This is a genomic window from Vibrio sp. Y10_XG_PY6 (assembly GCF_024181795.1).
GTDB lineage: Bacteria > Pseudomonadota > Gammaproteobacteria > Enterobacterales > Vibrionaceae > Vibrio > Vibrio diabolicus.
The window spans coordinates 654,226-680,278 of the sequence record NZ_JAMZAQ010000001.1 but is presented as its reverse complement, the minus strand read 5'-3'; the positions used below and the strand labels follow the sequence as shown (position 1 = coordinate 680,278).

Here is a 26,053-nt window from a genome sequence, read left to right as displayed (position 1 = left end):
TAATTTTTGATTTGAACCTATTAAGCATGTATTGCTATCGGTAGGAATATTAGACATTAGTAAAAGAACAACAAAAATCTCACTTATTACACAAAGATTTAACATTGCATTAGAGTACGCTGATCTTTAGTGAGAGTTTTTGAACAGCAATTCAAAAAGAGGAACAGTCGCAACTCCACCTGTGCTTTTCAAGGTAGAAAAACATGTCTGAATTCACACAGGTAATTGGTTAATTTTGCTCATGCAAGTACGCACTAACAACATCAAATCGAGTTGCAACCCAAACCATCGCTGCCTAACTATAGATATCTCTGTAATGTATACTTTGCTAAACTCCACCCTTTGATGAGTAAGGCCCCTAAAATGATGACTGACGAAGAAAGAATCGAACTGCAACGGAACAACCCACTACACGGGTTAAAGCTAGAGACAATGTTGCAAGAGTTGGTGGATTTTTATGGCTGGGACATTCTAGATACAGCAATGCGCTTTAATTGCTTTAACACTAAGCCTTCGATTGCAAGTAGTGTGAAGTATTTAAAGAAGACCGAATGGGCGAGAGAAAAATTAGAAAACTTTTACCTTTATCGCTTTAAGCGCATGCCACGCGCAAGTGAAGAAGAATATGATTTACCACCGAGAGCTCGTACGTTCCCGCATGGTCTTGAACCTAAAGAGCCAATGCCGCTAACCGTTGACTCTATCCTCAAGTCACAAGCTAAAGCTGCATCCGCATTTAAAAAACGCTCACCTCGTGGACGTCCGACGCGCCGATAGTACATAACCTGGAAAAGCAATAGAGCCCTACTGGTAGCTCCAGCAAGGCTCTATTGTTCTTTAAAGAAATGGCTAGAAGAAAATACTCAAGCTAGTGCGCCCCCTTCTCCAGCGCCTCCCATAAGTAAACTCACATGTAGTTTACGTTTTCTATTGATTGCACTTTTTCTTCTTTTTACCCGTACCTGCCGGCTTTGCTCGCGGCTTCATTGGTAAAAAGTAGGCTTCACTCTGATCGTCTTCCACTTCAAAACCTACTACCTGCTCGCGTTCAAGTTGGAACTTATTTTTCTTTTCTATCACTTTGAAATGGTGATAGTCATCGTAATCGATAAGGGATAGCCCTAGACCCACTTCACCAGCACGACCACTGCGACCGATTCGATGCATATAGTCAGCAGGACTACGCGGAAGATCGAAGTTAATCACCACTGGCAGCTTTTCAATATCAAGGCCACGTGCTGCGATATCGGTGGCAATAAGAACTTGAATCTCGCCAGACTTAAAACCGTCAAGTACACGAGTACGAGCGCCCTGCCCTTTATCACCATGGAAAACTTCAGCAGTAATACCGCGTTTTGACAGCTTTTGAGCTAAATGGTTACAGGCATTCTTAGCATTCACAAAAATCAAAGTCTGTCGCCACTGATGCTGTTTGATTAAGTGCGCAAGTACCGCCGTTTTCTCACCTTTATTTACACTAAACACGCGTTGCACCAAAGTGCTGGCTTCTGCGCTCTGCAACTGAACTTCAACAGAGTCGCGGAGCAAGTGCTGAGACAGCGTCGTGACTTTATCAGGGAAAGTAGCAGAAAATAGCAGCGTCTGTTTCTTCTCTGGCAGTAACGCAAGAATCTTATTGAGTTCTTCGGTAAATCCGAGGCTCAACATACGGTCAGCTTCATCAAGCACGAGCGTTTTTACTTGGTCCAACTTAATCGCGTTACTGGATACCAGATCAAGTAATCGACCCGGCGTAGCTACGATAATGTCACAGCCACCACGAAGCGCCAGCATTTGTGGGTTCACCGATACACCACCAAATACGGCAACCGTTTTGATCTTATCTCTAAGGTGGTATGAGTAAGATTTGACGTTGTATGCCACCTGTGATGCCAACTCACGAGTTGGTACTAAAATCAGGTGAGAAACGAAGTTACCACGGCGATGATTTGTTTCGTCTTGCTGAACAATTTTTTGCAGAATTGGCAGCGAAAACGCAGCGGTTTTACCAGAGCCCGTATTGGCACCGCCAACAATGTCTTTCCCTTCAAGGATATAAGGAATGGTATGAGATTGAATGGGCGTCGGTTGGCTGTATTCTAACGCTTCTAGTCGCTCGACTAAGGTTGGAATCAGGCCAAGATCGGCAAATGTCGCTTGCTGTGTTTTATCTGTCATTACGATGAGTGGCTCAGTGCTAGTAAAGGCCGTGTATCTTATGCTATTTCACGTCTGGATGTTAGAGATAATGAGCCAAACAGAAGACTGGTGAGAGAAGCACTGTAGGGAGCAGGAATTTCCTTTCACTAAAATGAGTTAATGGTTTCTATAACCCTCACGATGGTAGCGTTCGCGACGAACACTGGAAAAAGGAGCCAGGCCAGTCTGACTCCTGTAAAGCCAAAACACATTGTATCTTGGAAAAATTAAGGTTGCAGAGACAGACCAACTCCGCTTGAAAGGCTTAATCATACTATCTAAACCTTCGGTGTTGAGAGCTTAATATAGTTTGAGAAAACTCCAGCTCACCAATGTCCATCGTTATCTATTTAGCTAATGTTGTGGACTCGGTTGTATAGATTACTTTCGCCCGATACCAGGTTCTTCTCAGTGTACGTTTGACTGCTGTAGCCACAATCGTTGCTGATGTCGTATATGGAAATACCTGTTGTCAGAAAGGTAACGCGCCAAGATGAGTAATGTTGCATATCATCCTCGTAAGCCCAATTTCTTCACGAGGTAGTAATGGAACAAATTAATTTACCCCGATATCTGATATGTAGCTTCGCCTTTGTGTTGCTTTATCCTACGGCAATAGATCTCTACTTGGTTGCTTTACCACAAATCGCCAATGACCTGTCTGCGAGCGAATCACAACTTCATATTGCCTTTTCTATTTACCTCGCTGGTCTAGCATCGACGATGGTTTTTGTTGGGCGAGCTGCTGATTGTTTTGGACGCAAACCTGTTGCCATTTGCGGTGCAGTGATTTTTACCCTTGCATCAATGTTCGCGGGCTCTGCTGAGACCAGTAATAGCTTCCTAATAATGCGCTTTTTCCAAGGCGTAGGTGCCGCATGTTGCTATGTAGTGGCCTTTGCCATTTTGCGCGACACTTTAGATGACCCAAAGCGAGCTAAGGTTCTATCGATGCTTAATGGAATTATCTGTTCTATCCCAGTACTTGCCCCCGTGATCGGCAATCTGATTATGATCAAGTTTCCGTGGCCCGTGTTATTCACTGCCATGGCGATGATGGGTATTACGATAAGCTTAATTGCTTGCTTTGTCTTAAAAGAAACCTTGCCTAAAACCAAGCGCACAACTTTAAATGTGAGTGAAGCTTCGAACGAATCACTATCTAACCGCTTTTTCATATCGCGCGTTATTTATACATCTTTAGGCGTCACAGCGATTCTCTCTTATGTAAATACGTCACCAATGATAATAATGGATTCAATTGGTTTTACTCGAGGCGAATATTCAACAACGATGGCACTACTCGCGATGGTAGGTATGACGACATCGTTTTCAGTTCCATTTGCTCTTTCTTGCTTCAAACAAACCACATTGATGTTCGCTGCACAAATGACCAATTTTCTGTCGGCTATCGTTATTCTCGCGGCTCACTTGAATAGCGATAGTCCGACACTTTATATGGTAGGATTCACTCTGCTCAGCATGAGTTTTCCAATGGGGTTTGGTGTGGCGATGAGTCAAGCGTTAAGCCAGTTCTCACGCAAAGCTGGACTTGCAAGCTCTATGCTTGGCATAGGTCAGGTTTCTTGGTCTGCACTTTACATTTGGTTGATGGCGACGTTAGGTGTGTCGGCCGTGATGATGTTAATGATAGCGTTGGTTGCTAGTGGCGTTATTGGACTCTCCATAATATTATTATTTCCAAATCAGAACGTTAGTGAGCCTCATGAAGAAATCTCTTGCCCGACTTGATCTTAATTTACTGCTCACTCTGCAATTGCTACTGCAAGAGCAGAGTGTTACTAAAACGGCGAAAAAACTTAATGTAACTCCCTCAACCGTGAGTAAGTCTTTAGGCAAATTGCGCGCTTGGTTTGATGACCCGCTTTTTGTGAATACGCCGCAAGGCCTAAAGCCAACAAATCTCGCGACAAACGTGCAAGTGCTTTTTTCAGACTGGATGCAGATCGGTAACCAGATTGTTTCACACCGAGGTGATGATGCGCCAAGCGGGGTTAAATTTCATCTTGGAGTAGAGTCGCCATTGTCACTCATCATGGCGGATGAACTGACCAAACGAATCCATGATTTTTACCCAGACTCAACGGTAAAGTTCCATAACTGGGATTACGACTCGTTAGATGCCATTACCAGCGGTGAAGTGGATATTGGTTTTACTGGCCGTGAAAGCCATCCTCGCTCCAAAGAGTCGTTAGAACTGCTCCCGTATTTTATTAATTTCGAAGTGCTGTTCTCGGATTTACCTATGGTGTATGTCCGCAAGGATCATCCTGCACTCAAGCAAAAGTGGAATTTAGATACTTTCTTAAGCTATGCCCACATCAATGTAGCATGGGAGAAAAATGACAGTTGGGCATTGGATGAGATCTTGGCTGAGCAGGGACACACTCGAAACGTTAGCCTAACGATGGCGAGTTTCGAGCAAGCTTTATTTGTTGCAGAAAAGCCCGATCATCAAATGTTAACCACAGCACCAAAATATTGTCAGCGATACTGCGAACAGCTTCACCCCAACTTAATAGCGTTGCCTATCCCCATTGCGGAAGATTATCAGCACAAGCTACTGATTCCATTTACTATGATTTGGCACAAGCGCAATAACCAAAACCCTAAAATCGTGTGGTTGAGGGAGACGATAAAGAGCCTGTATGGCACAAGTTGAACGGGTAATTTTGAAGTACATTTAAAGCAAAGGAATGAACATTCTCCCCCCTTTATGTTGTCAATAACCGTAGGAATGTGGTCTTGCCTTCCATTAGATTAAATATTTTAAAATCTTGAAATCTTGAAATCTATTATCCACTTCGAAATTGATTTCAGCTCATTTGGGCAGAAAGAAGCTAGAAGCACTTGCTTATGTTGGGTGAGTAAATGTATGCAAAACCTCAGTACATAAAAACGAACCTAATTTAGGTAAGCTCTTGGCAACTATATGCCACGACTCGAAAAGTAACGCGTGGGTGAATCGCCATAGACCCGACGAAACATAGCGATAAAGTTACTGGGCGTCGAATAACCCAAAGCATGTGCAACCGCTCCTACGGACTCTCCGCGAGCCATCATTTCTAACGAATGTATTAGCAGTGCTTGTTGCCGCCATTCACTAAAACTCATGTTTAACTCACTTCGAATCAATCGTCTTAATGTCCGAGATGAGACTGCCCCGATCTTTGCCCAATGCTCCACAGAATGTTTGCTGTTTGGGTCTATTAAAATCGCTTGAGTAACTTTTTGCAGTCTCGGATCTCTGGGCAGTGGGATGTGGAGTGACTCATGAGGGCTATTGACGATTTCATCGGATATTACGGCAAGAATACGTAAAAACTGTATGGATAGATCGTCTGTTTTGCTCCATATCGATGCTCTAACCGATAGGGCTTTCAACACATCGCTCATTTGGATCACACAAGGTCTCATTGGAAACCGCTCACAACTCTCTGGAGTAAACAGTAATGAACGACCTTTCAGAGAACCACAAAAATAAACACTGTGCATCGCACCCGGGGGGATCCAACCAGCTCGGTGAGGTGGTAGTATCCACGTTCCTTCATCGGTTTTGACCTGAATTAGCCCTTCATCTATACACAGTAACTGGCCTCGATGATGACTGTGCCAATTATGTGGCCGTTGATCCAAATTGTTGAAGTCGCTCCTTTCATGCTGCCACTCCTTAGCGATCAGTGCGGCGCCATTTTTCCATTCGCTGTAATCAGAGTTTGTCACTTTATTTACTCAATTCCATTTTGGCCATTATTCATTATTTTCTGTCCTCTTAACGTTACCATAGCAAGTTAGCGTTCGAGTAACATTTTAACAACGACCATTTTTATCGAAGGCAGAACCATCATGAACGAACCTATCTTTATTATCTATTACATTACAGCAGGCTTGGGCATTGGCTTTCTCGCTGGACTCGTTGGTGTGGGTGGTGGTGGAATGGCCGTCCCTATTTTTGCGTTTCTGTTTTCACTACAGGGAATAGCTGATACAGAAGTTGTCCACCTTGCCTTAGGGACATCAATGGCTTCGATGATTATTACAACATTAGGCAGCATGCGCGCTCACTACAAAAAAGAGAATGTAGACTGGACAATGGTAGTAAAAATGTTGAGCGGAGTTCTAGTCGGAACATTTTGCGCCACATTCGTAGCATCGTATCTACAGGGGATCTATCTGGCAGGGTTTTTCAGCGTATTCATGTTGTATGTAGCTTATAAGATGTTTCTCAACACTGAAAATGAGTACAACCCGAACCCACACGGGGCTATCGGTAATATGACTGTAGGCTCGGTGATTGGCTCTGTATCAGCACTTGTCTCTATAAGCGGTGCGGGGCTGATCATCCCCTATCTTGTCCAGCAAAATTTTGAGGTAAAACGAGCTATTGGCACCTCTGCTGCGATAGGTTTCCCTGTAGCGCTATCAGGAAGCCTCGGTTACATGTTAAACGGATGGGAAAATACAGATTGGAACAACTTAGTATTAGGATACATATACCTTCCTGCAATGATCAGCTTCTCCATTAGCAGCTACTTAACTACTAGCCTCGGAGTGCGTTGCGCAGAGTATTTCCCAAATAAAGTTCTTAAGAAAATCGTTGGTATTTTGTGTGTTCTTCTAAGTTTTAAAATGCTGGGACAAGTACTTAATTAGGGCAAGTAATACAGTCATCAGTATGTCTTGCAATATGTTGTGGGGACAAGCCTGAAAAACTTACTTCTCGCTTTGCAGGTCCAGGCACACAATGTGTAAGAAAGCTCCGCATTGTTGTTATTCTTATGACTTTGTTAAACCAGCCAGAATTACATCCAAAATTTGCTGGTGATTGTCCTTTCTGGAAACCTCGTCACGCTCCTGGCAAAGTGCTTCCTCCCCTTCTGATGCGAGAATTTTAATGCCACGCTCAGTACATTCTGCGAACGCACTAAACTGACTCGCACTGGGGATCTCTTGAAATGTCACATTGGGAAGAGCAACAAGTGATTCGGCTGGTGTCAGTGCGGGATGTAGCCGATCAGAAAGCGTCACCACGGTGATAGCATTGTTCATCAAGGCCAGAGTTTCAGGGACAAAAGTTTTCGTTAGCTCAGGGTTGACAACGACGACCGATTTCAGTTTGTTTTCAGACTGAAATCGGGGGAATTTTTGATCTGGGATGCTGGTAATATCAACGTTATTTTCACGTAACCAATGACAGTCTACATTGGTGGCGTCGTGACATGATGTTCGATATTTTTCCGGGCTTATTTGCGCTCCGGAGAGCATCAGCATAGATGTGCCACCCAGAAAAAAGCCGACCCCCTGCACTTCATCAGTATCTACACCTCCGGACAGTATCCCGACCGAACTTAACTCATTCAGCCCGAGCACCAAATCACTGGTTCTGAATGTGATTTCATCAACAGCCATTTCTGCATTGATTTCGTTTGGTGCAGGAGGCTTTGGTGCAACAACGACATAACCTTGTTTCGCTAGGCCTGAAGCTATCCAACCACTATGGGAAAATGCTGACCGTGTTCCGCCCTGCGACAAAAGCACAACGGGAAATTTTCCACTTGCTAACGGGGCATCTAACTGCGTTTCGACTGATTTAAAAATGTTACCCATACCAAACGTGAAGTTGGTTTTTCCGTTCGTTGTGGGATACCAATAATAGACTTCTACTGGCTTATCTCTGTCTTCACTGAATACCGTTTTGATTGTTAGCGCAGAATGGTATTTCGGCTCATTCGTACTGGCGCTGACACTGACACACAATGAAGCGAGTAGAAACGACATTATTATTTTGGTTTTCATTTTTACCCCAGCCGATCAATACATTACTCTGCACGGCATCTGGAAAAATAACGCGCAGGAGATTCTCCATATATTTTGCGAAACATAGCAATAAAGTTACTTGGAGTCGAGTAACCCAAAGCAAGTGTCTGCTTTGAGCTGAGCCAGCAAGCTTTTGGACATGGATGTGTTAGAGCTAATGCTCGAAGTCATCAACTTCGGATAATATGAATTTGGGCAAAGTACTGCTGCCACAGCCCGATATGGTCATTGCCTAATATACCTGTTAGTGGGAAGTATAGTCAGACAGAAAGAGAAGCAGGCAAAGGTGTTACGATTTAAGTAAGCGCATTCCCCCCAATATTAAGGTCCCAAAGAACAGCTTAGTTATTCAGTTAGACTAGGCTTTTTACAACAGCTACCGCAGCTAACAGCAAAAAAACTGTACCACAACATTGATTGAAAATTCGCCCATTGGCTAAAAGCACTGTTTTAACCTTATCAGCCAATCTGGCCACGATATACTCTACGGCGAATTCAATACAAAGAAAGCTGAATGTTATCACCAGAAATTGGGGGATAAACCCCTCGTTGGGGTTAATAAACTGAGCTAAAAAAGCAGTGAAAAATAGTAAGACTTTCGGGTTAGACAAAGCAGCGAAATAACCTTGCTTAAATAGTTCTTTAGGCAAAACAGACACTACAGTTGTTGTTTGCTCAATACTAATTGCAGACGCGAAGAACAGTTTGAAACCCAGCCATGCAAGATATAAAGCCCCCAACCATTGAAGACCAATCATCAACTCAGGTTTTGCTTCTAGGATGGTACCTAACCCCAGCATAGCTACCGTAATCAAGATGAAAAAGCCACTCACGCCACCGCATATTGTCCAAATTGTCTTCTTATAGCCATATCGTGCACCGTGGCTAAGAGCTAAAAGCGAGTTAGGACCGGGAACACAAGCAAGACCCAGTGCAGACAAAGCAAAGACACACCAAATTTCAAACGTCATAACCAACCAGAAAATTGAGAACTCAAGGGAGATTAGTATCTCTCAGTTCTCAATTTATCTATGGTATATTCTGGACGTAAAACATGAATATTTAGACAAAGGTTCAATACAAATGAATGAAAATAATGGTGTCCGATTTTTATTGATACCTCTAAATAACTTCAACATGCTTCCGTTTGGTGGCTTCTTAGATAAGCTCCGATTCTCGGCAGATGAAGCGGATCACAGTCAACAACGATATTGCTCATGGAAAGTTTTGTCGCACAACAAAGGATTAGTCATTTCTAGTAGTGGGATCCCCATTAGAGTAGATATCGATTTTAGTGACGTTAAACCTGCGGATTTTGACTATGTGGTTTTCTTTGGTAGCCGCACTGCATCTGAATCTCAGCAGCAAGCCGCTTATTACCGCTCTTTTGTTCGAAATGTCGTTGCCAATGGAATACCAATCGTCAGCATTGATAACGCTTGCTTTACTTTAGCTGAGTTAGGGCTACTTAACCGTCATCAAACTGTGGTTCATTGGCGGCATCATAGTGAGTTCAAAGCAACCTACCCTAAAGTGATCGTAAGAGATGAACAGCTTTATCATTTTGATAAAAAGCTAATCAGTTGCACTGGCCGAAGTGCCACTATCGACCTTGCGGTGGCAATTTTGCAAAAGCATGTCGGGCAAACGAAGGCAGAAAAAGGGCTAGCGGATATGCTGGTTGATGAAAATCGCAGTATGCAACACCGCCTGAAGTCGTCAGAGCAAAGACTATACGGGAATCGTCATATGGACAGAGCGATTTCTTTGATGCAAGAAAACTTAGAACAGAGAATAAGCGTAGAACAGGTTGCTGCGCTCATCGGGATTAGTCGACGACAATTAGACCGCTTATTTCAGCAAAAGCTCAGCATCTCAGCGCGTCATTATTGGCAAGAGTTACGTTTACAACATGTTTACTGGCGATTGAAGCATTCTAATCATGACCTTGCCCAACTTGGAGATGAAGTGGGCGTTCGGGACATCAGCTATCTATGCAAGATTTTCAAGAAAAGATTTGGCGTAACACCAGGACAATGCCGTCGCGACTCGATAGCGTGATGACTATATGTGTCTAGCTAGCAGCCTTTCACATTCAATGTCCTTCTATTTCTGACTCATTATAAAAACTGGGGCATGTACAATTTTCAGAAGGTGTAATGGGCATAAGATCTAAATGGTTTTGGGGCAGTTCTGCGTTACGATGATCTACCCCGTCAGCAAGCCGTTGGACATTAATGAGCTACGCTAACCTCCCTAATAATCGGAATTGACATGAGGAAATGTATGGCAAACCTTAGTTGGAACGCTGAATATTTGTCTAAGGCTGTTGGTGGAACGTTTTCCTCCATCGGTTAGGGGTTACCTCATAACGCTCTTTAAATTTATCTCTGAAAATGAGAACTGAGCTAAACCCTGTTTTTGCAACAATCTGTTCAATAGACAAATCTGTAGATTCAAGTAGATCCTGAGCCAAGTTTAGTCGCTCAGCCGTCAGCCATTCTCCAAATGACATACCTGTAGCTCTATTAAATTTTCTCGTAAAAGTTCGGCGGGACATCATCACTGAATCTGCTAGCTCATCCAGTGAATATTTTTGATTGATATCACGCCTGATATTGTCCATTAATGCATTGATACGTGAATCAGATGTCGTCACAGGTATAGGTTGATCGATAAACTGAGCTTGCCCACCATCTCTGTATGGAGGCACAACCATTCTTCTTGCTACTCGGTTCGCAATCGTACTGCTGTAGTATTTTCGGAAAACATACAGACAGCAATCGATACCTGCGGCAGTACCTGCTGAGGTTATCACCCCGCTATCTTCAACATATAAGGCATTCGTATCGAGCGAAACTTCTGGAAAGCGTTGACTAAAATCCTGTTCTAATTCCCAATGTGTCGCAGCTCGTTTCCCCGCTAATAAGCCAGCATAAGCGAGAACATAACCACCAAGACATAAACCGACAACCAATGCGCCTCGGGCATGAGCACGACAGAGAGCATTGAGCAACTTTTCATTAGGGCGCTCGTCAATTGTTCTCCAATAAGGTACAACGATGATGTCGCAATACTCTAAGAAATCAAGCTGCGCCTCGGTATGAATTTCCATACCGATATCAGATAAAATCGGTCCTTCCTCTCCAGCGACAAATTTAAGCTCGAAAAAAGCTTCATTAAGGGTATCTCTTCCAAACACAATGCTAGGGACAGAAATATGAAACGGGCTAAAGCGATTGAAAACAACAACAGCAACGGAAGGAATTTTATGGTTTTCATTGAGATACATAGTTCATTTCCAAAGTAAAATGCACAGAGCAATGTCAATGAATCACTCTGTGCCGTTATCAACTCTAACTCTGTAGTTGCTTCATAATATCAACCTCATTGAAGTGCGCTCGTTTTTCGATGATTTTGCCGTCTTTAATCTTTAGCTGCATCATCAATGAAAATCGAACCTTCTTCCCTGTTGGCTTCAAATTATGCATAGGTGCCGAATGAACGCCTTCAAATATCATATAACAAGCTACTTTATCATCATGAGCGAAGATGTCATGTATACGGAAAACAAAGCCAGGAAAACCGTCCATATTTCCCTTTTCCTGAGTAAGGAAACCGTTGATATCTAATGGTGTATCTACTTGTGAGTAGAAAGTAAATTGCTCATGGCACATTGAAGCTACTGCATCATAATCATTGCCCTCTATAGCCCTGTAGAAAGACTTCACTAGCTCAATATTTGTCTCAGATGTCATTACCAGCATACTCCTAACATCAAACTAAAGTGTTACTGTTTCACCATCTTCTGGAACAAACACAAAATCGCTAATCATATTTGCAACTGCGTATTCGCGCATTTCTTGAGTCGTTACCAATACATGGTTAACTGCGCCCATATGAGTCGCAACGATTTTTGCTTTAGGAAGTACTTGGTGTGTTTTTAGTACATCTTCTTTACCCATGATAATAGGTCCAAAGCCCAGTACATGCGCCCAGCCAGTATTGAGAATAACGACACCAGGTTGTTCTTTTTTCATGGTTTCTTCTACACTTGGGATCCAAATCGTATCACCAACCACGTACAATTTTTCTTCATCGGCATGAGAGAAGATAACGCCCGTCACTTCACCCAAAATTTCTGCCATTTGTTCATGCTGGAAAGCAGCTTCTGGGCCATGCTGGCAGACTGTACGTGTAAATGAAATACCGTGATATTCAGTCTCTTCAGAGAAAATTTTAACGTTGGTAAAACCTTGTGATAGAAGAATAGCTTCATCACCTTCGTGTTGTACAAAAATCAATTTATCTTTAGGTATCACATTTACTGCTGTTTCATCCCAGTGGTCTGGGTGAGTATGAGTTAGCAAAACTGCGTCCACATTGATGATGCTTTCAATAGGCAAAGGCAATTCAACTGTTGGATTGCGTAAGTGTGAATTTGCTGTTCCTTCAAATCCAGGGTAAGTGCCTTTTGGCGCTAACATTGGGTCAATAAGAAATGTTTTACCTGCATAATCGATGATTTGTGTTGCATTGCGAATTTGTGTGATTTTCATAATTGTGCTCCAGTATTGCTGTGCTTTGCTGTAATGGAGTCATTTTATGCAATAGGATAGACGCTCAAAAGTGGCTTAAAGGACACATAAGGATACTATTGGGACAAAACTTATCCTTGGTATTGGTTGTTATTAGATAAATTGAGGGAAACTAATAGAAACCGCTTTAATGATCATTAACTGACTTAACACTGTTTGGGGCAATACTGAGTTACAGTCCATAAAGCACCCAATCTCTTCAGATCAAAGAGTTATTGCTATCATCATATACTAAAAACAACGCCAACAAGCCCTATCTGCATGTTATTTAAGGAAAATAATGAGTTCAAAAATAACCATGAGAACTTATAACAAGTACTCGAAAGGACATTCTCACAAATATCATCAAATCGTGCTCCCTACCAAAGGGTACATTGATTTAATCTTAGATGGAGAAGTTTGTACTACCGCTTATGGTGACTGCATAATCATTAGATCCGGTTGCTACCATGAATTTAAAGCACGAGAAGATTTCCGATTTCTAGTCATCGATATTTATGAACTTCCCGACTTTCTAAGTCACATTCAAAGTACCGTTATCCGGCTTGATGAGTCAGCCAATACGTTTGTTCGATATGTTGAAAAACAACTTGAGGTGGATTCTATCGAAGAATTAGAAGAATCTATTTTGTCACTACTATTCGCTATCCTTGCTAAACAAGATCTCGGGAATAAAATCGATTATCGGATCAAAAAAGTCATCCAGTATATCAATCAAGATTTATCCAAGAACTACTCTATTGAAGACTTGTCGGCAGTAGCATGCTTAAGCCACACACAATTCAAAGTGGTTTTTCGAAAAAATATGGGGCAGACGCCTTTCAAGTATCTTACGAAATTACGCATGGAGAATGCTAGAGTATTGCTCAACAATACTGACCTGCCAATATCAATAATTTCAGAGAAAGTGGGCTTCACTTGTCAGTCTTCATTCACCCGTTGCTTCAGTAATCATTTTTCTCAATCACCGAAACATTATCGTGCCAAGCGTTGAACTTTTTCAGCAGGAAAACGACGATAGAAGACAATGGCCAACGCAACAACAAACATCCCGACTATAGTGAGCAGACTGATTTGAGTGCCAAATAGCGCATAATCAAAAAAATATGCCAATAACGGTATCGCATAAAATAACACGCTAACTGATGATGCCCCATCTTGCTTGGTCATGTGCATCAGCAACAACAATGCCCCTACTGAAACCCCCACAGACATCCAAACAAGTGATATCAAAAATCCTGGCGTCCAAATAATACTCCCCCCAACCAGAACGTTGATCCCCATAAGAATGGGGGTAGCTAGTACACTCTGGCACATTGCACTCAATAACACATGACTGACAATACTCGCTTGCAACACCGTACCAAACGTTATAGAAAAAAGAGCAGCAATGCCAAATACCACTCCATATGCCGCTAATTGCGTGAGGTCTTTCGCGCCATAAATCGAAATCACTAACCCGAGAAAACCCAACAGCAAAAGTGCCAATTGACGACGACTGACTTGTTGCTTACATAAAAATGGGGTTAGCAGCGGTTGTAAGCCCAGAATTAGTGTCACCAACCCCGGAGAAATTCCGGTATCAATCGCCAAAAAATAAAATGACAGATAACAAACTTGAAGAAGTGCCCCTACCACCAAAATTCTTCGTAGCTCAGCTTTTGAAGGGCTACGAATCAATGATGGTTTACGGTAAGAGTAAAGCCAAAACAACATTATTAAGCAACACATGGAAACCAAAGATCGGGCTGCTAGGAAGCTCCAAACTGATGCGTATTGAAGCCCGAACTTAACCACCACCGCACCACTACTCCAGATAAAAAGAAATAGGAAAGGAGCTAACTTATTCATAATCAAACTCATCAGCTTAAACGTTAAGATTAAAGCTTATCGGGTAGTCTGGATGCGCTTTTAAAGAATCATAAGGAAATGAGACGTGCCCCTCCAATGCTGGTTTCCGAGTGAAAAAAATCAACATATCTCTTGTTGCATCTTTAGCAGGATTGGATGCTTCTACTGCCGTCAAGCTATGTTTTCTCTCATTATCGCAAATCAACAAAGTATCAAGGAAGTTCAAATGTTGTTTCTCATCCAATATAAATGTCGGATCAGCTTCGTGCCATTTTAATACGTTTTTTTCTTTCATATGATGAATAAAGGTTTTGGCGCTATGGTCTGTCATATTTTTGTGCCCCCAATAATGTTGTCATTGTGTGGTCAACACCATCAGTATGTACTCCCTCTAGAGCAGGCTCACCGACCAAGCTTGGAGAAGTAACTGTACGCAGATGGAAAACTGTCGACACCCAATTTGGAGAATCGTAGTTCAAATACTTTCGTGGAGCCGTTGCGACATCATGGCAAACAAGGTGCTTAAATAAGAGTAAAGATTGGAAGATAGAATTATGTTGTAGTCGGTCATTTAAGCCTCGAAAATGTCTAATATCCCCCGAATCATGGCGAACAAAGTCCTCATCAAAAGATAGAACAAATGGTTGAAACTCTGTTCGATAACAACATTGCTTTTCCAAGTTATAGCAAAACCTTCCATTTCTTGAACGTCTAAATGCCAACGTTGGATCATTAAATAGCTGCTCACTAATTACTTTCATTTCCTCCACATGAGCTGGATTTGCCCCAAGCTCTACCAAAATATTTAATAATTGTGTTCCTGGAATAAATACACTCCGATAGTTGATATAACTTTCCTTTATTTTCTGTATAGTTTCTTGAGTCGATTTTTTCATTTACTAGCCGTAACGTCTTATTATTTGTTAGTGAATTAATTAAAGCCCATAACAATCTCTTACATAAAAAATAAGTTAGAGCAATTTCCAGTCACAATATAAACAATCTATTACTTATAATTTATACTTAAAGGACGGTAATCTTTTGAGAAAAGGCGGAAGTGATAACGCAATATTTAACGTCAAAGACATGAATAACGACTAGAAAATTTAAAGTGAGCCATCTATCTGGGCCTGTTTTAATATTCAATTTAGCTTGGAGATACAGCAAATCAGAACAATTTTTTTGCAATGACGGACTTTTTGTTAGCAGGAAGTTAATTAGTATGTTTCGTCCACTTAGATTTTGGTCGCAACTCACTTTGGGGCAAAGGTGTGTTGCAGTTCTTAAATGGGGAAGTGTTTTCCTCATATTCCTCAACCAATGCAGCTAGCCTTTCAAGTTTACAAATTAGTCTGATATTTGCTCTATCGAAAGGTATTGAGGTTACTTACCTTGGCGAGATTTTTTAAAGTGCTCAATACCGTGTTGTATGCGACATTCAACACTTGTGCTGTTTCCCTAACTCCAGAGCTATTCATTGACATATCGACAATTTTTTCTTTTACATCTGGCTTGCGGGCTTCGTAAACTTAATCGAGTTGAAAGCCCTTTCGACATTCGATACACCTGAAACGAGGAAAGCCAGAATGCCCTTTTCCATGTTCACGGACGGGCTCTGTTTTATTACAGAAACGACATTGAACTTAGATAGTAGCCATGAGTTAAAAAACATCAGAAACCAGGTGGCTATATTAACATCTATCAACCAATTTGAGTCATGACCAATGAAAGGATAGTTAGGTTTTTATTGCGTAAATTATCGGTAAGAATAGTGCATATAACAGGCAATAAGCTAGGTGTGTAGAATTATTCTATTTTAGGGATTTTGCTCTAAATCTAAATGAATCTTTGCATTTCAATTTCAATAAAGCTTAGTTATTGATCATGTTTCTGAGTATGCGAATTATTATCAATTATGCATATGGTTACTCATTGTCTAGTTTGATTTGTGTAACGTCACTGCAGCACGTATTGAGCGTACTACGCTGATTGTCTGTGTTTTCGTGTTGACAGTTTGGTACTAGGTAAAATCAACAAGACTATGATTTCAAGGAACATTTTATGTTAAAGAAACTACTAAGTTGTTGTATCACCTCCGCGCTCTGTTTTCATTCTTCTCTCGCTTTTTCGCAACCCAATGAGATTGCGGACAGTGCAGAGTTACAACAAGCTCCCGACACATTGCCTGCCACTTTGATGCTTGCACCGGACGACATCGCCATTGCAGATCGCTACATAGTGGTATTTCAACAACCGCAAATGATGGCGAGCAACTCAACAGAATTCGAGCAATTCACGCAACAGTCTGTAGACCGCATGTCTGGTTTGTATTCGATACAAGTGGAGTCGGTTTTTGACCACTCGATAAGTGGATTTGTCGCTAACTTGAGTCCTGAGCAACTGAAAGATCTGCGTTCTGATCCTCGTGTGGACTACATTGAGCAAGACAGAATCCTATCACTTGACCCAATAGTCTCGGCAGACGCAAATCAGACCAATGCCATTTGGGGATTAGACCGAATCGACCAACGTAACTTGCCACTCGATAACAACTACAGTGCCAACTTTGATGGAACTGGTGTAACGGCTTATGTTATCGATACTGGTGTGAGCAATGCACACGTTGAGTTTGGTGGGCGCTCGGTCTCAGGGTATGACTTTGTCGATAACGATGCAGATGCAAGTGACTGTAATGGACACGGCACACACGTGGCGGGCACCATTGGCGGCAGCTTGTATGGTGTTGCGAAAAACGTCAACCTTGTCGGCGTGAGAGTATTGAGCTGTAGCGGATCGGGGTCTACGTCTGGTGTTATCGCCGGTGTGGATTGGGTGGCTGCGAACGCTTCCGGACCTTCAGTTGCCAATATGAGTTTAGGTGGCGGTCAATCTGTAGCTCTCGATAGCGCGGTGCAAAGTGCGGTTCAGTCAGGTGTCAGCTTTATGCTTGCAGCAGGTAACTCCAATGCCGATGCGTGTAACTACTCTCCAGCGCGCGTTGCTACTGGTGTAACTGTCGGCTCGACCACCAGCACGGATGCACGTTCGAGTTTTTCAAACTGGGGCAGTTGTGTGGATGTGTTTGCGCCAGGCTCACAAATCAAATCTGCGTGGTATGACGGTGGTTACAAAACCATTAGTGGTACATCGATGGCGACGCCACATGTAGCGGGTGTAGCAGCACTGTATCTTCAAGAAAACAGTTCGTTATCTCCAAGCCAAGTAGAGGCCTTGATCGTTAGTCGCGCAACTAGCGGAAAGGTGACGGACACAAGAGGCAGCGTGAACAAGCTACTTTATAGCTTAACGGATGCTGATTGTGGCCAAGACTGTGGTGGCCCAGATCCAACACCGGATCCAGAAGGTAAGTTAACCTCGGGTGTGCCAGTGAGCGGTTTAAGTGGCTCAACCGGTCAAGTCGCGTATTACTATGTTGATGTAGAAGCTGGGCAGCGCTTAACCGTACAAATGTATGGTGGCAGCGGTGATGCGGACCTGTATCTCCGTTTTGGTGCAAAACCAGCACTGAACGCATGGGACTGCCGACCTTTCAAATACGGTAACAATGAAACATGTACGGTCAGCGCGACACAAAGTGGACGTTACCACGTCATGATTCAAGGTTACTCAAACTATAGCGGTGTCAGCATTCAAGCGAGCTACTAGTTATTATTTTCGTTATTGAAAGAGAACAAAGCCCACTTGTCGGTGGGCTTTGCTTTGGGAATACTGAGTTTAATAGGTGGCGTTCGATGCTATTCAAACGCACCGGCCTTTTTCTTCAAGAACTCAACTCGAAGCGGCATCGAAGCTTTCTATTAGTACACCGCATAAGTCGGGTTCTCCAAGTCGTGTACATCAAATAGGATGCGAACTTGATCTCATCGAGCTAACTCTTTCTCCATCATAAATCTTGGCATGATGGCAAACCCAAGATGATTCAAAACAAATTCTTTACTGTGACCGCGGTTCTCACTTGCAATTTTAGGCTGTGAGACAAACGCGTGACCTGACCTTGGCTGTTGATCATCGTGAACGATATAGTGGCTAATCCGAGAAGGTTGTATCCACTCAAAACTCAGACCCTATACTGCACATGTTGATGGGCTGGCAACGGTAACATTGGATGAAATGGGCCTTGAACCACGCAAGATCATTATAAATGGGAACTATTAGGCAAAGAGACGATCAAACGAGCTAAATTGGAATGGGGTAAAAACGTTACAAACCATACCGACACGCCTCTGGATATAAATGTTCGAGTCCTTTTCTATTAAATCATTAATAACCAAGGATATTGCAAAGAGAGTTGTGGACAGTTAGCAGTATCAGTAGGCTTGTGCCAGTCAGGGCACCTGACTTTGGGAGCGCACTAAACATGAGCCTTGGATTCTGCTACCGTAAAGCCCATATTTAATTTGAGAGAGATGGATAATGAACGACAGTTGGGCTAACTTCTTTCCGTACTTTGCTGGAGCTTTTAAGCTTATTGTATTAGGTATTGGAGCTTACTTAGCTATTAAATGGCATTTTGATGAAGAGCGAAGAGTAAGGGAAGCCGAAGGCGTGGTATTCGATAAACCAAGCTTCAAGAAAAAGTTCGCAATGATGCTAACCTTCCCATTCCTTCTAGGTCTTCTAGTCCTTCTCGTTATTTATGCAACTAACTGGTTTCTCTACTGACGGACTTTATTGATACGATAAATGTTTAAGCTCTCAACGGGTTTGGAGCAAAAAAGAGTCAGCCTAACGGTCTGGCTCTTTTGATGAAAACACATGGTATCGTGGAATAACTAGGGAGGCTGTGGCAGGTTACACTCACTTACTCCTTAGGCAGGTGACCAGTTTCCTTCGCAAGCTTTTGCATCGCCTCGGCAAACGTTGTTGTCCCGCCTTTAGCTTTCACCTGTATTACCTTATACCCCATTTTTTCCAACGCTTGGCGCTCTGCCAAAACAGCTTTGTCATCTTGCTGGCTACCTTGAGCTGGCTGATGAATGTAACATCCCTCTAATTTACCATCTTCGACCAATTGGTGGTGTTTCAGTGCATCGATATCAAAATTCATAATAAGTCTTTTCATTAAAAGTGGGAGTTTCTGTGGCTAGTTACATACGCTTCAAAGGCTTCACGACACTATCTAAGCCTTCAATTTTGAGCGCTAAACACAGCTTGAGCAAATCCCCTAGTTCGCCGCTTGGCCAGCCCTTTTTATCGAACCACAGTAAGTATTCTTCAGGTAGGTCGATTAACACTCGCCCTGCATATTTCCCAAATGGCATTTGCATTCTAGCGAGTTTAATGAGGTTTTCTTTTTCTAACATAAGTGACAAAGATTTGAGGTAACTCGTCCAAGAATATCACTGCCGCCCTCTCCTCACCAGCAAATCGCACTCACGTTTATTTTGGCGGCTTTGACTCGCTTTGTGCTAGAGTACGCGGCATAAAAAATGAGAACGAGAAAGCAATGAAGTCACCTTGTCGAGCAGCATGTAAAAATAACGCCGGAATATGCTCTGGTTGTCACCGAACGATGGATGAAATCATCCAATGGAAAGACAAAACCGATCTCCAACGAGATACGATTATCGAACAAATCGCAGGGGAAGATTCAACGCACAATTGTCCTGAGTGCGGGACTCAAGCCCATTGTGATATCGCCGCAGGCAAAGAAACCTGTTGGTGCTTTACTATTGAAACCCGTGATTTACCCAAGCCAAGCGCCAACCAGCTGTGTTTGTGCCGAAAATGTCTAGAAAAAAAGCCAGTCGCATAATACGACTGGCTTACTGTTCTGCGTTTTCTGACTGGTGTTTATTTAGCGGTTAAAGCGGGTGCTTCAAACTTAATACCATCCCACCCTGTTACCATAAAATTACGAATATTCTGGTGATCGCTATTCTCTGGATGCTGCAATACATCTTCACGATAAAAACGGCCAAAGCAGGCTAGTGTCGCTTCTTTGTCTAGGTTATTTAGCAAGCCGAAAGCGAAGATCTTACACGAACCGTTGTTCTCACCTGCATTGTTTTGCGTCTCACCATTAACAAAAGCGGTTGGCTCAAACGTATAGTTATCTTCGATCACCGCCATCGTTGCTTCAAACTCGACCTGCTCTGGTGAAGCTGCCAATAAATCTAAAAACGATTTTAATTCCATTATTCCTCTATCCCTACTTCATCATTTTGATGACATATTAGTTTCATAAAAAGCCAATATAAGAGTCATCAATCATACATATATTCAGAGCCTTACCAAATCACACGTCATTCAGCGTTCCATCATTCCAATTGCGGAAATGGACAGAAGCATAAACCCCATGCTGATTGACAACGTATCGGATTGATAAGGAGATATCATGATCACCCCTTTAAAGGCAATCGGTGCACTCGCATTGTCATCACTTGCCATCGCGTGTTCATCACAACCCGAAGATACCGTGGCTTCATTCGCTACACAATGCAAACCTACCACTGCGCTCGTTGCTGGGGAAACTTCAATTCAAGGGTTAACGTTTATCGGGACATCCGTTGCTGATGCCCCATTCGACACATCGGCAGCTGAAATCGTCAGTTATGACGCCTGTACGGATAAGCTCTATGTGGTCAATGCTGAAGCAAAACGTGTCGATGTACTTTCTATGGATGACAACGGCGTACCAACGCAAACCGCATTCATTGATCTCAACAGCGCTGGCGAAGCAGCGGGCATTGAAATTGGCTCAGCAAACGGTGTCGCTGTATTCAATGGCTTGGTCGCGGTTGCGATTGAAAACAGTAATAAACAAGCGAATGGTATTGTTGGTTTGTACCGCTCCGACGATTTGTCATTAGTCACGACTTTCCCAACAGGCGCATTGCCAGACATGGTAGGCTTCTCGAAAGGTGGCCGATATATCGCAACCGCTAATGAGGGCGAACCAAACAGCGATTACAGCGTCGATCCTGAAGGTAGCGTCACTTTGATCGATCTGAACCTTGGCGTTACTCAAGCAGAAGTGACACAAATTGGCTTTAATGAGTTTGATGGTTCACGAAAAGCAGAGCTCCCAATGAATGTGCGTATTTCGGGGCCAAACGCCACTATCGCTCAAGATCTAGAGCCTGAATACCTCACTTTTGCAGATAACGGTAAAATCTATGTCGCGCTACAAGAAAATAACGCCATGGCAATCGTCAATCCAGTGAGCAAATCGGTAGAAAAAATTGTTGGCTTAGGTGAGAAGTCTTGGTCGGACGCTAAACTCGATGCATCTAACAAAGACAAAATTATTGGAAACTTGAAAAGCTACCCACAACTGGTTGGATTATTTATGCCTGACACCATCGACAGCTACTCAGTGGATGGGAGTACTTACATCGTATCTGCAAATGAAGGCGACGGGCGTGAGTACGGATTCAAAACCACTCAAGAACACTGCGACAAAGCAGGCTTGATGTGGGATGAAGACGATTTCCTTGGTACAGATGAATACACATCTGAGCAAGGGACCTGTCTAAGCCATGTTGATGAAGTGCGCGGTAAGAAGCTGAAAGTAGCAGCAGAGCACCCACTGGCAGAAGCACTAAAAGACAACAAACAACTCGCGCGTTTAAAAGTGATTAAGCCGGAACAAACGCTTTCTGCACAAGAGAATGTTCAAGCATTTGGCGCGCGTTCATTCTCGATTTGGGATGAAAACGGCAAGTTGGTCTTCGATAGTGGTGACGATTTCGCGACCATCGCGCTGCTGAATGAAGGTAAAAACTTCAACAGTACCAACGATAACAATCACAGTGGCGATGACCGAAGTGATGATAAAGGCATTGAGCCAGAGGCGATTGAAGTAGCACAAATTAACGGTCGCCATTACGTGTTCATCGGCTTAGAGCGCCAAGGCGGTATTATGATTTATGACATTACCGATCCGAAACAAGTGCAGTTCCTACATTACGTAAACCGTCGTGATTACAATCAGCCAGTGTGTACACAAGTGGAAGATGGAGAATGCACCAACGACACATACAATCCAAAAGCAGGCGATTTAGGCCCAGAATCCATCAATTACTTTACCCGTAATGCTAGTCATTTTATCGCTGTTGGCAATGAGGTATCGGGCACGACATCCGTCTTCCGAATCAATCTATAAAGTAATGTAAAAGTCATTTAGAACCAAAACGCCCGACGTAAGCCGGGCGTTTTTTGTATGAGGTAATGTCCTACTCTGCCGATGCTAGCGCGTCACATTTTGATGCGCAGATAAAATCGTTCTTATGCAGACCTTTGATCGAGTGACTCCACCAAGTTACGGTGACCTTACCCCACTCCAACAAAATAGAAGGATGGTGGAACTCATCTTCTGCCAGTTCCGCGATTTTGTTACTGAAAGCCCATGCTTGTTTGAAGTTCTTAAATTTATACACCTTTTCTAGTTGAGGTATGTCTTCTCTTTCAATGATCTGCCAATCAGACAATTGCAGCAACAGAGATTGTAGTTCTTCTTTGCTTAGTGCAATGGCATCGATACTACAAGCTTCGCATTTTTGTTCATTCAACATGAGCAGGTTCCTTTGGTTCAAAAAGTGGAGGAAGCAGTCCAGCTTCAATCGCTAGATCGGCTTGTTTCAATAAATTTAACTGACTGATTTTAAAGAGCTGAGAAAAGTCATCAATCACGTAGTACTTCGGTTGCATGATGTCGATACGATAAGGCGTTCTCAGCACAGTTTGTAATTCAAATGGGTCGCGAATTGCTACATCACTCTCTAATGCGTAGAGGGTTTCGCCAGGAGATGAGAGAATACCACCACCGTAAATTTTGGTTTTGTCCCCTTCTTTCACCAAGCCAAACTCTACGGTAAACCAGTAGAGACGAGCGAGATACGCTCTTTGTTTTGGTGTAGCGGCTTGCCCTAGTTGACCATAATGTTCGGTAAATGCAGCAAAATCTGGGTTGGTTAACATCGCACAATGACCAAATATTTCATGGAAGAAATCCGGCTCTTGCAAGTAATCGAACTCTTCTCTGGTACGCAAGAATGTGGCGACGGGAAAGCGCTTATTACCGAGCAGATTAAAAAAACGGTCGAAGTCAATAAGCGCAGGAACGGGCTCCACTTGCCAACCTGTTGTCTCCATCAGGACACGATTAATTTCTGGCAATTGAGGAACGCGGTCTTGAGGTAAATCAAGCAGCGTTAAACCGTGTAAATAAGCCTTACAAGCTCTGTTTTGGATCACACCCATTTGTCGTGTTACCAAATCTCGCCAAATGGCGTCTTCTTCACGGCTCCATTCAACCCTGCCTTCCTGGTTTACGGGTTTAGAACGATACTGAGTCATGGCACATCTCCATTAACAAATCCTTTACATTAAGCCTATCTTCAGTCTTGAAAGCTTCCAATCCCTACACGATTTTCTCAGTATCAATCCGATGTAACATATTGTTTACAATACGTCGTAACTGCATGATTTTTATGACACGATATAATATCTAGCTTGTTTGACTTTATCGTGTATTCCTCTCAAACTAAAATCTGTTACCACTTTGTTATAGAGGGACCTATGCGCGAGAGCAGCAAAGTATGGCAACCGAGCGAAAGTCGTATCGAAGAAGCCAACATCACACAGTTTATTGAACACATTAATCGACAAGGAAATACCATTGAAAACTTCGCCGATCTGCATCAATGGTCGCTCGATCATGTGGAAAAATTTTGGCAAGAAGTCTGGTTATTCTGCGACGTCATTGGTACTCAAGGAGAGACTGTAAAGGAGCAAGCAGAAAGTCGCTGGCAGCAACCCGTCGAAAATAGGGACATGAAATGGTTCCCAAACGCACAAATTAACTACGCAGAAAACTTGCTAACCTACGCGTGCCACCAACCCGATGATCTCGCGATTTGGTTTGAAAATGAACGTGAAGAAAAGCAAACCTACACATGGAAACAATTGTGTGAAGAAGTTTCGAGTGTCCAGCAATGGTTGAAAGAATGTGGAATCAAGCAAGGTGATGTCGTCGCTGGTTATTTACCTCACCTACCTCAAACGGTGATAGCCATGTTAGCAACCACCAGTTTAGGGGCAACCTGGACTTCTACCTCACCTGATTTTGGCGTTGAAAGCGTTTTGGAGCGCTTTGGTCAAGTGAAACCTAAAATCCTGTTTACTTGTGATGGCTATACATTCAATGGCAAAACTTTCGATATGTCTGAGAAAAACCAGCATATTGCGGATCATCTTGATGGTCTTAAACAGGTTTGCCAAATTAGCTACCTTAAACCACACATTTTTGAATGCGACGTCTGCACTCAAGATTGGCAAAACGTCCTGAATCAATACACACCCGAAGCGCTGACTTTTACTCGTGTTAATTTTAACGATCCGCTATTTGTGCTCTATTCTTCAGGCACGACAGGCAAACCGAAATGCATCGTTCATTCCGTCGGCGGAACAGTGCTTAACCATTTGAAAGAGCACCAACTGCATTGCGACATCCAACCTAACGACAGAGTGTTTTATTACACGACCTGCGGCTGGATGATGTGGAACTGGCACATTTCTTCACTCGCGAGCGGCGCATGTTTAGTAATTTTTGATGGTAGCCCTGTTTATCCCGCTCATAACGTGCTTTGGGACCTCGCTGAACAAGCCGAAGTGACGCTGTTTGGAACTTCGGCGAAATACCTAGAGGCATTGGAAAAAGTTTCTTTTTCTCCGCCGAAAAGTGATGCATTTCCAAGTCTGAAAACCATTTGCTCAACGGGCTCAGTTCTGTATCCAGAACAGTTTGATTATGTCTATCAGCACATTAAAGAAGATGTCCACCTCGCATCGATCTCAGGCGGGACAGACATTTGTGGCTGCTTTGTGTTAGGCAACCCTATTTCTCCCGTTTATCGAGGAGAGTGCCAATCAGCGGGATTAGGGGTCGATGTCAGAGTCTTTAACCCACAAGGTAATAGCGTAATTGGAGAGCGCGGTGAGTTGGTTTGTGCCAATTCATTGCCCAACTTCCCCGCTGGCTTTTGGAACGACACCGGGGAGAGATACCATCGTGCTTATTGGGATAAGTTCGACAATATTTGGCACCACGGCGACGATGTTGAACAAACCAGCGTTGGTGGATACGTGTTTTATGGTCGAAGTGATACCACGTTGAATCCCGGTGGCGTAAGAATCGGCACGGCCGAAATCTATCAGCAAGTGAACAGTATAGACGGTATTCTAGATTCCATCGCAGTAGGAAAAGAAGTCGATCGCAACGAACAAATATGGCTATTTGTCCAATTAATGAAAGGGATAGAGCTCAACGACGAGATGATCGCCTCTATCAAAGCACAACTAAAATCTGCATGTTCTCCAAGACATGTACCTAGTGCAATTTACGCAATAAGCGATATACCTAAGACCCGTTCGGGAAAATTGGTTGAGTTAGCCGTTAAGCAAGTCGTTAACAATCGGAGCGTAGAAAATTTAGGCGCAATAGCCAATCCTGAAGTGTTGGAGGAGATCCGCAGGATAGTCGCCCAAAAATAACCTCAGAACACTTGGTTGTTAGAGAGCCACTTTGCTTACACCCGCAGCGA

At 43.0% G+C, this 26,053-nt stretch carries 27 protein-coding genes and 1 pseudogene; 11 read left to right on the top strand and 17 right to left on the bottom strand.

Translation table 11 applies throughout. The features are described 5' to 3' along the window. Positions 1-363: 363 nt before the first annotated feature. Positions 364-777, top strand: a complete 414-nt coding sequence (locus NL644_RS03085; protein ID WP_005391068.1) for a VF530 family DNA-binding protein — start codon at positions 364-366, stop codon at positions 775-777. A gap of 150 nt (positions 778-927) precedes the next feature. Here NL644_RS03085 and NL644_RS03080 read toward each other — a convergent pair whose 3' ends face one another. Together NL644_RS03080 and NL644_RS03075 are read right to left on the bottom strand one after the other, a co-directional pair. After that, positions 928-2,178 carry a DEAD/DEAH box helicase gene (locus NL644_RS03080; protein WP_253657974.1) on the bottom strand — a complete coding sequence of 417 codons (1,251 nt, stop codon included), beginning with the start codon at positions 2,176-2,178 and terminating at the stop codon, positions 928-930. A gap of 371 nt (positions 2,179-2,549) precedes the next feature. Beyond that, positions 2,550-2,708 carry a hypothetical protein gene (locus NL644_RS03075; RefSeq protein ID WP_164665753.1) on the bottom strand — a complete coding sequence of 53 codons (159 nt, stop codon included), beginning with the start codon at positions 2,706-2,708 and terminating at the stop codon, positions 2,550-2,552. 37 nt (positions 2,709-2,745) lie between these two features. Between NL644_RS03075 and NL644_RS03070 the strand changes: the two genes are divergently transcribed. Together NL644_RS03070 and yidZ are read left to right on the top strand one after the other, a co-directional pair. Beyond that, positions 2,746-3,951, top strand: coding sequence for an MFS transporter (locus tag NL644_RS03070; RefSeq protein ID WP_253657973.1), 1,206 nt, complete (start codon positions 2,746-2,748; stop codon positions 3,949-3,951). Beyond that, positions 3,926-4,882, top strand: coding sequence for an HTH-type transcriptional regulator YidZ (yidZ, locus tag NL644_RS03065; protein WP_253657972.1), 957 nt, complete (start codon positions 3,926-3,928; stop codon positions 4,880-4,882). Before NL644_RS03070 ends, yidZ begins: the two co-directional genes overlap by 26 nt. 266 nt (positions 4,883-5,148) lie before the next feature. Here the strand turns inward: yidZ and NL644_RS03060 are convergent, their stop codons facing one another. Beyond that, entirely contained in the window at positions 5,149-5,943 is a 795-nt protein-coding gene (locus NL644_RS03060) for a helix-turn-helix transcriptional regulator (RefSeq protein WP_182032898.1), read from the bottom strand. 123 nt (positions 5,944-6,066) lie between these two features. Here NL644_RS03060 and NL644_RS03055 point away from each other — a divergent pair, with 123 nt between their 5' ends. Further along, positions 6,067-6,873 (top strand): sulfite exporter TauE/SafE family protein, encoded by an 807-nt coding sequence (locus NL644_RS03055; protein ID WP_048625227.1) that lies wholly within the window; start codon positions 6,067-6,069, stop codon positions 6,871-6,873. A 123-nt stretch (positions 6,874-6,996) separates the two neighbouring features. On the opposite strand, the gene NL644_RS03050 is transcribed toward NL644_RS03055, so the two are convergent. Both NL644_RS03050 and NL644_RS03045 read right to left on the bottom strand, forming a co-directional pair. Continuing rightward, entirely contained in the window at positions 6,997-8,016 is a 1,020-nt protein-coding gene (locus NL644_RS03050; RefSeq protein ID WP_253657970.1) for a hypothetical protein, read from the bottom strand. 374 nt (positions 8,017-8,390) lie between these two features. Next, positions 8,391-9,008, bottom strand: coding sequence for a LysE family translocator (locus tag NL644_RS03045; RefSeq protein WP_182032901.1), 618 nt, complete (start codon positions 9,006-9,008; stop codon positions 8,391-8,393). A 112-nt stretch (positions 9,009-9,120) separates the two neighbouring features. Between NL644_RS03045 and NL644_RS03040 the strand changes: the two genes are divergently transcribed. After that, the gene (locus NL644_RS03040; RefSeq protein WP_253657969.1) at positions 9,121-10,098 is read left to right on the top strand and encodes a GlxA family transcriptional regulator; all 978 of its coding nucleotides are present in this window, start codon (positions 9,121-9,123) and stop codon (positions 10,096-10,098) included. Positions 10,099-10,357: 259 nt separating this feature from the next. Here the strand turns inward: NL644_RS03040 and NL644_RS03035 are convergent, their stop codons facing one another. The 3 genes from NL644_RS03035 to NL644_RS03025 form a co-directional block, all read right to left on the bottom strand. Next, the gene (locus tag NL644_RS03035) at positions 10,358-11,329 is read right to left on the bottom strand and encodes a GlxA family transcriptional regulator (RefSeq protein WP_047009328.1); all 972 of its coding nucleotides are present in this window, start codon (positions 11,327-11,329) and stop codon (positions 10,358-10,360) included. A 64-nt stretch (positions 11,330-11,393) separates the two neighbouring features. Beyond that, positions 11,394-11,795, bottom strand: coding sequence for an ester cyclase (locus NL644_RS03030; RefSeq protein WP_054867876.1), 402 nt, complete (start codon positions 11,793-11,795; stop codon positions 11,394-11,396). Between the two features lie 24 nt (positions 11,796-11,819). Then, the gene (locus tag NL644_RS03025; protein WP_029843842.1) at positions 11,820-12,596 is read right to left on the bottom strand and encodes an MBL fold metallo-hydrolase; all 777 of its coding nucleotides are present in this window, start codon (positions 12,594-12,596) and stop codon (positions 11,820-11,822) included. 319 nt (positions 12,597-12,915) lie between these two features. Here NL644_RS03025 and NL644_RS03020 point away from each other — a divergent pair, with 319 nt between their 5' ends. After that, a complete protein-coding gene (locus tag NL644_RS03020) occupies positions 12,916-13,629 on the top strand; it encodes an AraC family transcriptional regulator (RefSeq protein ID WP_253657968.1) in 714 nt (237 codons plus the stop codon). On the opposite strand, the gene NL644_RS03015 is transcribed toward NL644_RS03020, so the two are convergent. The 4 genes and pseudogenes from NL644_RS03015 to NL644_RS03000 all read right to left on the bottom strand — a co-directional run. Beyond that, a complete protein-coding gene (locus NL644_RS03015) occupies positions 13,611-14,486 on the bottom strand; it encodes a DMT family transporter (protein ID WP_248380075.1) in 876 nt (291 codons plus the stop codon). The genes NL644_RS03020 and NL644_RS03015 overlap by 19 nt on opposite strands. Positions 14,487-14,502: 16 nt before the next feature. Beyond that, positions 14,503-14,817: a 2OG-Fe dioxygenase family protein gene (locus NL644_RS03010; RefSeq protein WP_253657967.1), complete on the bottom strand. Its 315-nt coding sequence runs from the start codon at positions 14,815-14,817 to the stop codon at positions 14,503-14,505. After that, positions 14,804-15,382 carry a 2OG-Fe dioxygenase family protein gene (locus NL644_RS03005; protein ID WP_248380077.1) on the bottom strand — a complete coding sequence of 193 codons (579 nt, stop codon included), beginning with the start codon at positions 15,380-15,382 and terminating at the stop codon, positions 14,804-14,806. The genes NL644_RS03010 and NL644_RS03005 overlap by 14 nt, the downstream gene beginning before the upstream one ends. A 494-nt stretch (positions 15,383-15,876) precedes the next feature. Continuing rightward, positions 15,877-16,144 (bottom strand): annotated as a pseudogene (locus NL644_RS03000) (IS1-like element transposase); the annotation flags it as partial. 403 nt (positions 16,145-16,547) lie between these two features. Between NL644_RS03000 and NL644_RS02995 the strand changes: the two are divergent. Together NL644_RS02995 and NL644_RS02990 are read left to right on the top strand one after the other, a co-directional pair. Next, positions 16,548-18,152, top strand: coding sequence for a S8 family peptidase (locus NL644_RS02995; RefSeq protein WP_253657966.1), 1,605 nt, complete (start codon positions 16,548-16,550; stop codon positions 18,150-18,152). 768 nt (positions 18,153-18,920) lie between these two features. Continuing rightward, on the top strand, positions 18,921-19,169 hold the full coding sequence (locus NL644_RS02990; RefSeq protein WP_046873682.1) for a hypothetical protein: 249 nt from the start codon (positions 18,921-18,923) through the stop codon (positions 19,167-19,169). Positions 19,170-19,308: 139 nt separating this feature from the next. Here the strand turns inward: NL644_RS02990 and NL644_RS02985 are convergent, their stop codons facing one another. Further along, the gene (locus NL644_RS02985; RefSeq protein ID WP_046873683.1) at positions 19,309-19,554 is read right to left on the bottom strand and encodes a hypothetical protein; all 246 of its coding nucleotides are present in this window, start codon (positions 19,552-19,554) and stop codon (positions 19,309-19,311) included. Between the two features lie 40 nt (positions 19,555-19,594). Then, the gene (locus NL644_RS02980) at positions 19,595-19,810 is read right to left on the bottom strand and encodes a DUF3820 family protein (protein WP_005375557.1); all 216 of its coding nucleotides are present in this window, start codon (positions 19,808-19,810) and stop codon (positions 19,595-19,597) included. A 143-nt stretch (positions 19,811-19,953) separates the two neighbouring features. On the opposite strand from NL644_RS02980, the gene NL644_RS02975 reads away from it, so the two are divergent. After that, positions 19,954-20,262 carry a cysteine-rich CWC family protein gene (locus NL644_RS02975; RefSeq protein WP_082244968.1) on the top strand — a complete coding sequence of 103 codons (309 nt, stop codon included), beginning with the start codon at positions 19,954-19,956 and terminating at the stop codon, positions 20,260-20,262. 38 nt (positions 20,263-20,300) lie between these two features. Here the strand turns inward: NL644_RS02975 and NL644_RS02970 are convergent, their stop codons facing one another. Then, on the bottom strand, positions 20,301-20,645 hold the full coding sequence (locus NL644_RS02970) for a HopJ type III effector protein (RefSeq protein WP_065646937.1): 345 nt from the start codon (positions 20,643-20,645) through the stop codon (positions 20,301-20,303). Between the two features lie 199 nt (positions 20,646-20,844). On the opposite strand from NL644_RS02970, the gene NL644_RS02965 reads away from it, so the two are divergent. Continuing rightward, the gene (locus NL644_RS02965) at positions 20,845-22,614 is read left to right on the top strand and encodes a choice-of-anchor I family protein (RefSeq protein ID WP_114322903.1); all 1,770 of its coding nucleotides are present in this window, start codon (positions 20,845-20,847) and stop codon (positions 22,612-22,614) included. Positions 22,615-22,684: 70 nt separating this feature from the next. Here NL644_RS02965 and NL644_RS02960 read toward each other — a convergent pair whose 3' ends face one another. After that, the gene (locus tag NL644_RS02960; RefSeq protein WP_114322902.1) at positions 22,685-23,023 is read right to left on the bottom strand and encodes a 4a-hydroxytetrahydrobiopterin dehydratase; all 339 of its coding nucleotides are present in this window, start codon (positions 23,021-23,023) and stop codon (positions 22,685-22,687) included. Then, positions 23,013-23,807 (bottom strand): phenylalanine 4-monooxygenase, encoded by a 795-nt coding sequence (gene phhA / locus NL644_RS02955; RefSeq protein ID WP_005391119.1) that lies wholly within the window; start codon positions 23,805-23,807, stop codon positions 23,013-23,015. The genes NL644_RS02960 and phhA overlap by 11 nt, the downstream gene beginning before the upstream one ends. Before the next feature lie 222 nt (positions 23,808-24,029). Between phhA and NL644_RS02950 the strand changes: the two genes are divergently transcribed. Further along, entirely contained in the window at positions 24,030-26,003 is a 1,974-nt protein-coding gene (locus tag NL644_RS02950; RefSeq protein ID WP_114322901.1) for an acetoacetate--CoA ligase, read from the top strand. The last annotated feature ends 50 nt before the right edge of the window (positions 26,004-26,053 follow it).

What these genes read in the sequence shown, in the direction of transcription:
- NL644_RS03085 (WP_005391068.1), top strand. Translation starts at nt 364, where the DNA reads ATGATGACTGACGAAGAAAGAATCGAACTGCAACGGAACAACCCACTA.
- NL644_RS03080 (WP_253657974.1), bottom strand. Translation starts at nt 2,178, where the DNA reads ATGACAGATAAAACACAGCAAGCGACATTTGCCGATCTTGGCCTGATT.
- NL644_RS03075 (WP_164665753.1), bottom strand. Translation starts at nt 2,708, where the DNA reads ATGCAACATTACTCATCTTGGCGCGTTACCTTTCTGACAACAGGTATT.
- NL644_RS03070 (WP_253657973.1), top strand. Translation starts at nt 2,746, where the DNA reads ATGGAACAAATTAATTTACCCCGATATCTGATATGTAGCTTCGCCTTT.
- yidZ (WP_253657972.1), top strand. Translation starts at nt 3,926, where the DNA reads ATGAAGAAATCTCTTGCCCGACTTGATCTTAATTTACTGCTCACTCTG.
- NL644_RS03055 (WP_048625227.1), top strand. Translation starts at nt 6,067, where the DNA reads ATGAACGAACCTATCTTTATTATCTATTACATTACAGCAGGCTTGGGC.
- NL644_RS03050 (WP_253657970.1), bottom strand. Translation starts at nt 8,016, where the DNA reads ATGAAAACCAAAATAATAATGTCGTTTCTACTCGCTTCATTGTGTGTC.
- NL644_RS03045 (WP_182032901.1), bottom strand. Translation starts at nt 9,008, where the DNA reads ATGACGTTTGAAATTTGGTGTGTCTTTGCTTTGTCTGCACTGGGTCTT.
- NL644_RS03040 (WP_253657969.1), top strand. Translation starts at nt 9,121, where the DNA reads ATGAATGAAAATAATGGTGTCCGATTTTTATTGATACCTCTAAATAAC.
- NL644_RS03035 (WP_047009328.1), bottom strand. Translation starts at nt 11,329, where the DNA reads ATGTATCTCAATGAAAACCATAAAATTCCTTCCGTTGCTGTTGTTGTT.
- NL644_RS03030 (WP_054867876.1), bottom strand. Translation starts at nt 11,795, where the DNA reads ATGACATCTGAGACAAATATTGAGCTAGTGAAGTCTTTCTACAGGGCT.
- NL644_RS03025 (WP_029843842.1), bottom strand. Translation starts at nt 12,596, where the DNA reads ATGAAAATCACACAAATTCGCAATGCAACACAAATCATCGATTATGCA.
- NL644_RS03020 (WP_253657968.1), top strand. Translation starts at nt 12,916, where the DNA reads ATGAGTTCAAAAATAACCATGAGAACTTATAACAAGTACTCGAAAGGA.
- NL644_RS03015 (WP_248380075.1), bottom strand. Translation starts at nt 14,486, where the DNA reads ATGAATAAGTTAGCTCCTTTCCTATTTCTTTTTATCTGGAGTAGTGGT.
- NL644_RS03010 (WP_253657967.1), bottom strand. Translation starts at nt 14,817, where the DNA reads ATGACAGACCATAGCGCCAAAACCTTTATTCATCATATGAAAGAAAAA.
- NL644_RS03005 (WP_248380077.1), bottom strand. Translation starts at nt 15,382, where the DNA reads ATGAAAAAATCGACTCAAGAAACTATACAGAAAATAAAGGAAAGTTAT.
- NL644_RS02995 (WP_253657966.1), top strand. Translation starts at nt 16,548, where the DNA reads ATGTTAAAGAAACTACTAAGTTGTTGTATCACCTCCGCGCTCTGTTTT.
- NL644_RS02990 (WP_046873682.1), top strand. Translation starts at nt 18,921, where the DNA reads ATGAACGACAGTTGGGCTAACTTCTTTCCGTACTTTGCTGGAGCTTTT.
- NL644_RS02985 (WP_046873683.1), bottom strand. Translation starts at nt 19,554, where the DNA reads ATGAATTTTGATATCGATGCACTGAAACACCACCAATTGGTCGAAGAT.
- NL644_RS02980 (WP_005375557.1), bottom strand. Translation starts at nt 19,810, where the DNA reads ATGTTAGAAAAAGAAAACCTCATTAAACTCGCTAGAATGCAAATGCCA.
- NL644_RS02975 (WP_082244968.1), top strand. Translation starts at nt 19,954, where the DNA reads ATGAAGTCACCTTGTCGAGCAGCATGTAAAAATAACGCCGGAATATGC.
- NL644_RS02970 (WP_065646937.1), bottom strand. Translation starts at nt 20,645, where the DNA reads ATGGAATTAAAATCGTTTTTAGATTTATTGGCAGCTTCACCAGAGCAG.
- NL644_RS02965 (WP_114322903.1), top strand. Translation starts at nt 20,845, where the DNA reads ATGATCACCCCTTTAAAGGCAATCGGTGCACTCGCATTGTCATCACTT.
- NL644_RS02960 (WP_114322902.1), bottom strand. Translation starts at nt 23,023, where the DNA reads ATGTTGAATGAACAAAAATGCGAAGCTTGTAGTATCGATGCCATTGCA.
- phhA (WP_005391119.1), bottom strand. Translation starts at nt 23,807, where the DNA reads ATGACTCAGTATCGTTCTAAACCCGTAAACCAGGAAGGCAGGGTTGAA.
- NL644_RS02950 (WP_114322901.1), top strand. Translation starts at nt 24,030, where the DNA reads ATGCGCGAGAGCAGCAAAGTATGGCAACCGAGCGAAAGTCGTATCGAA.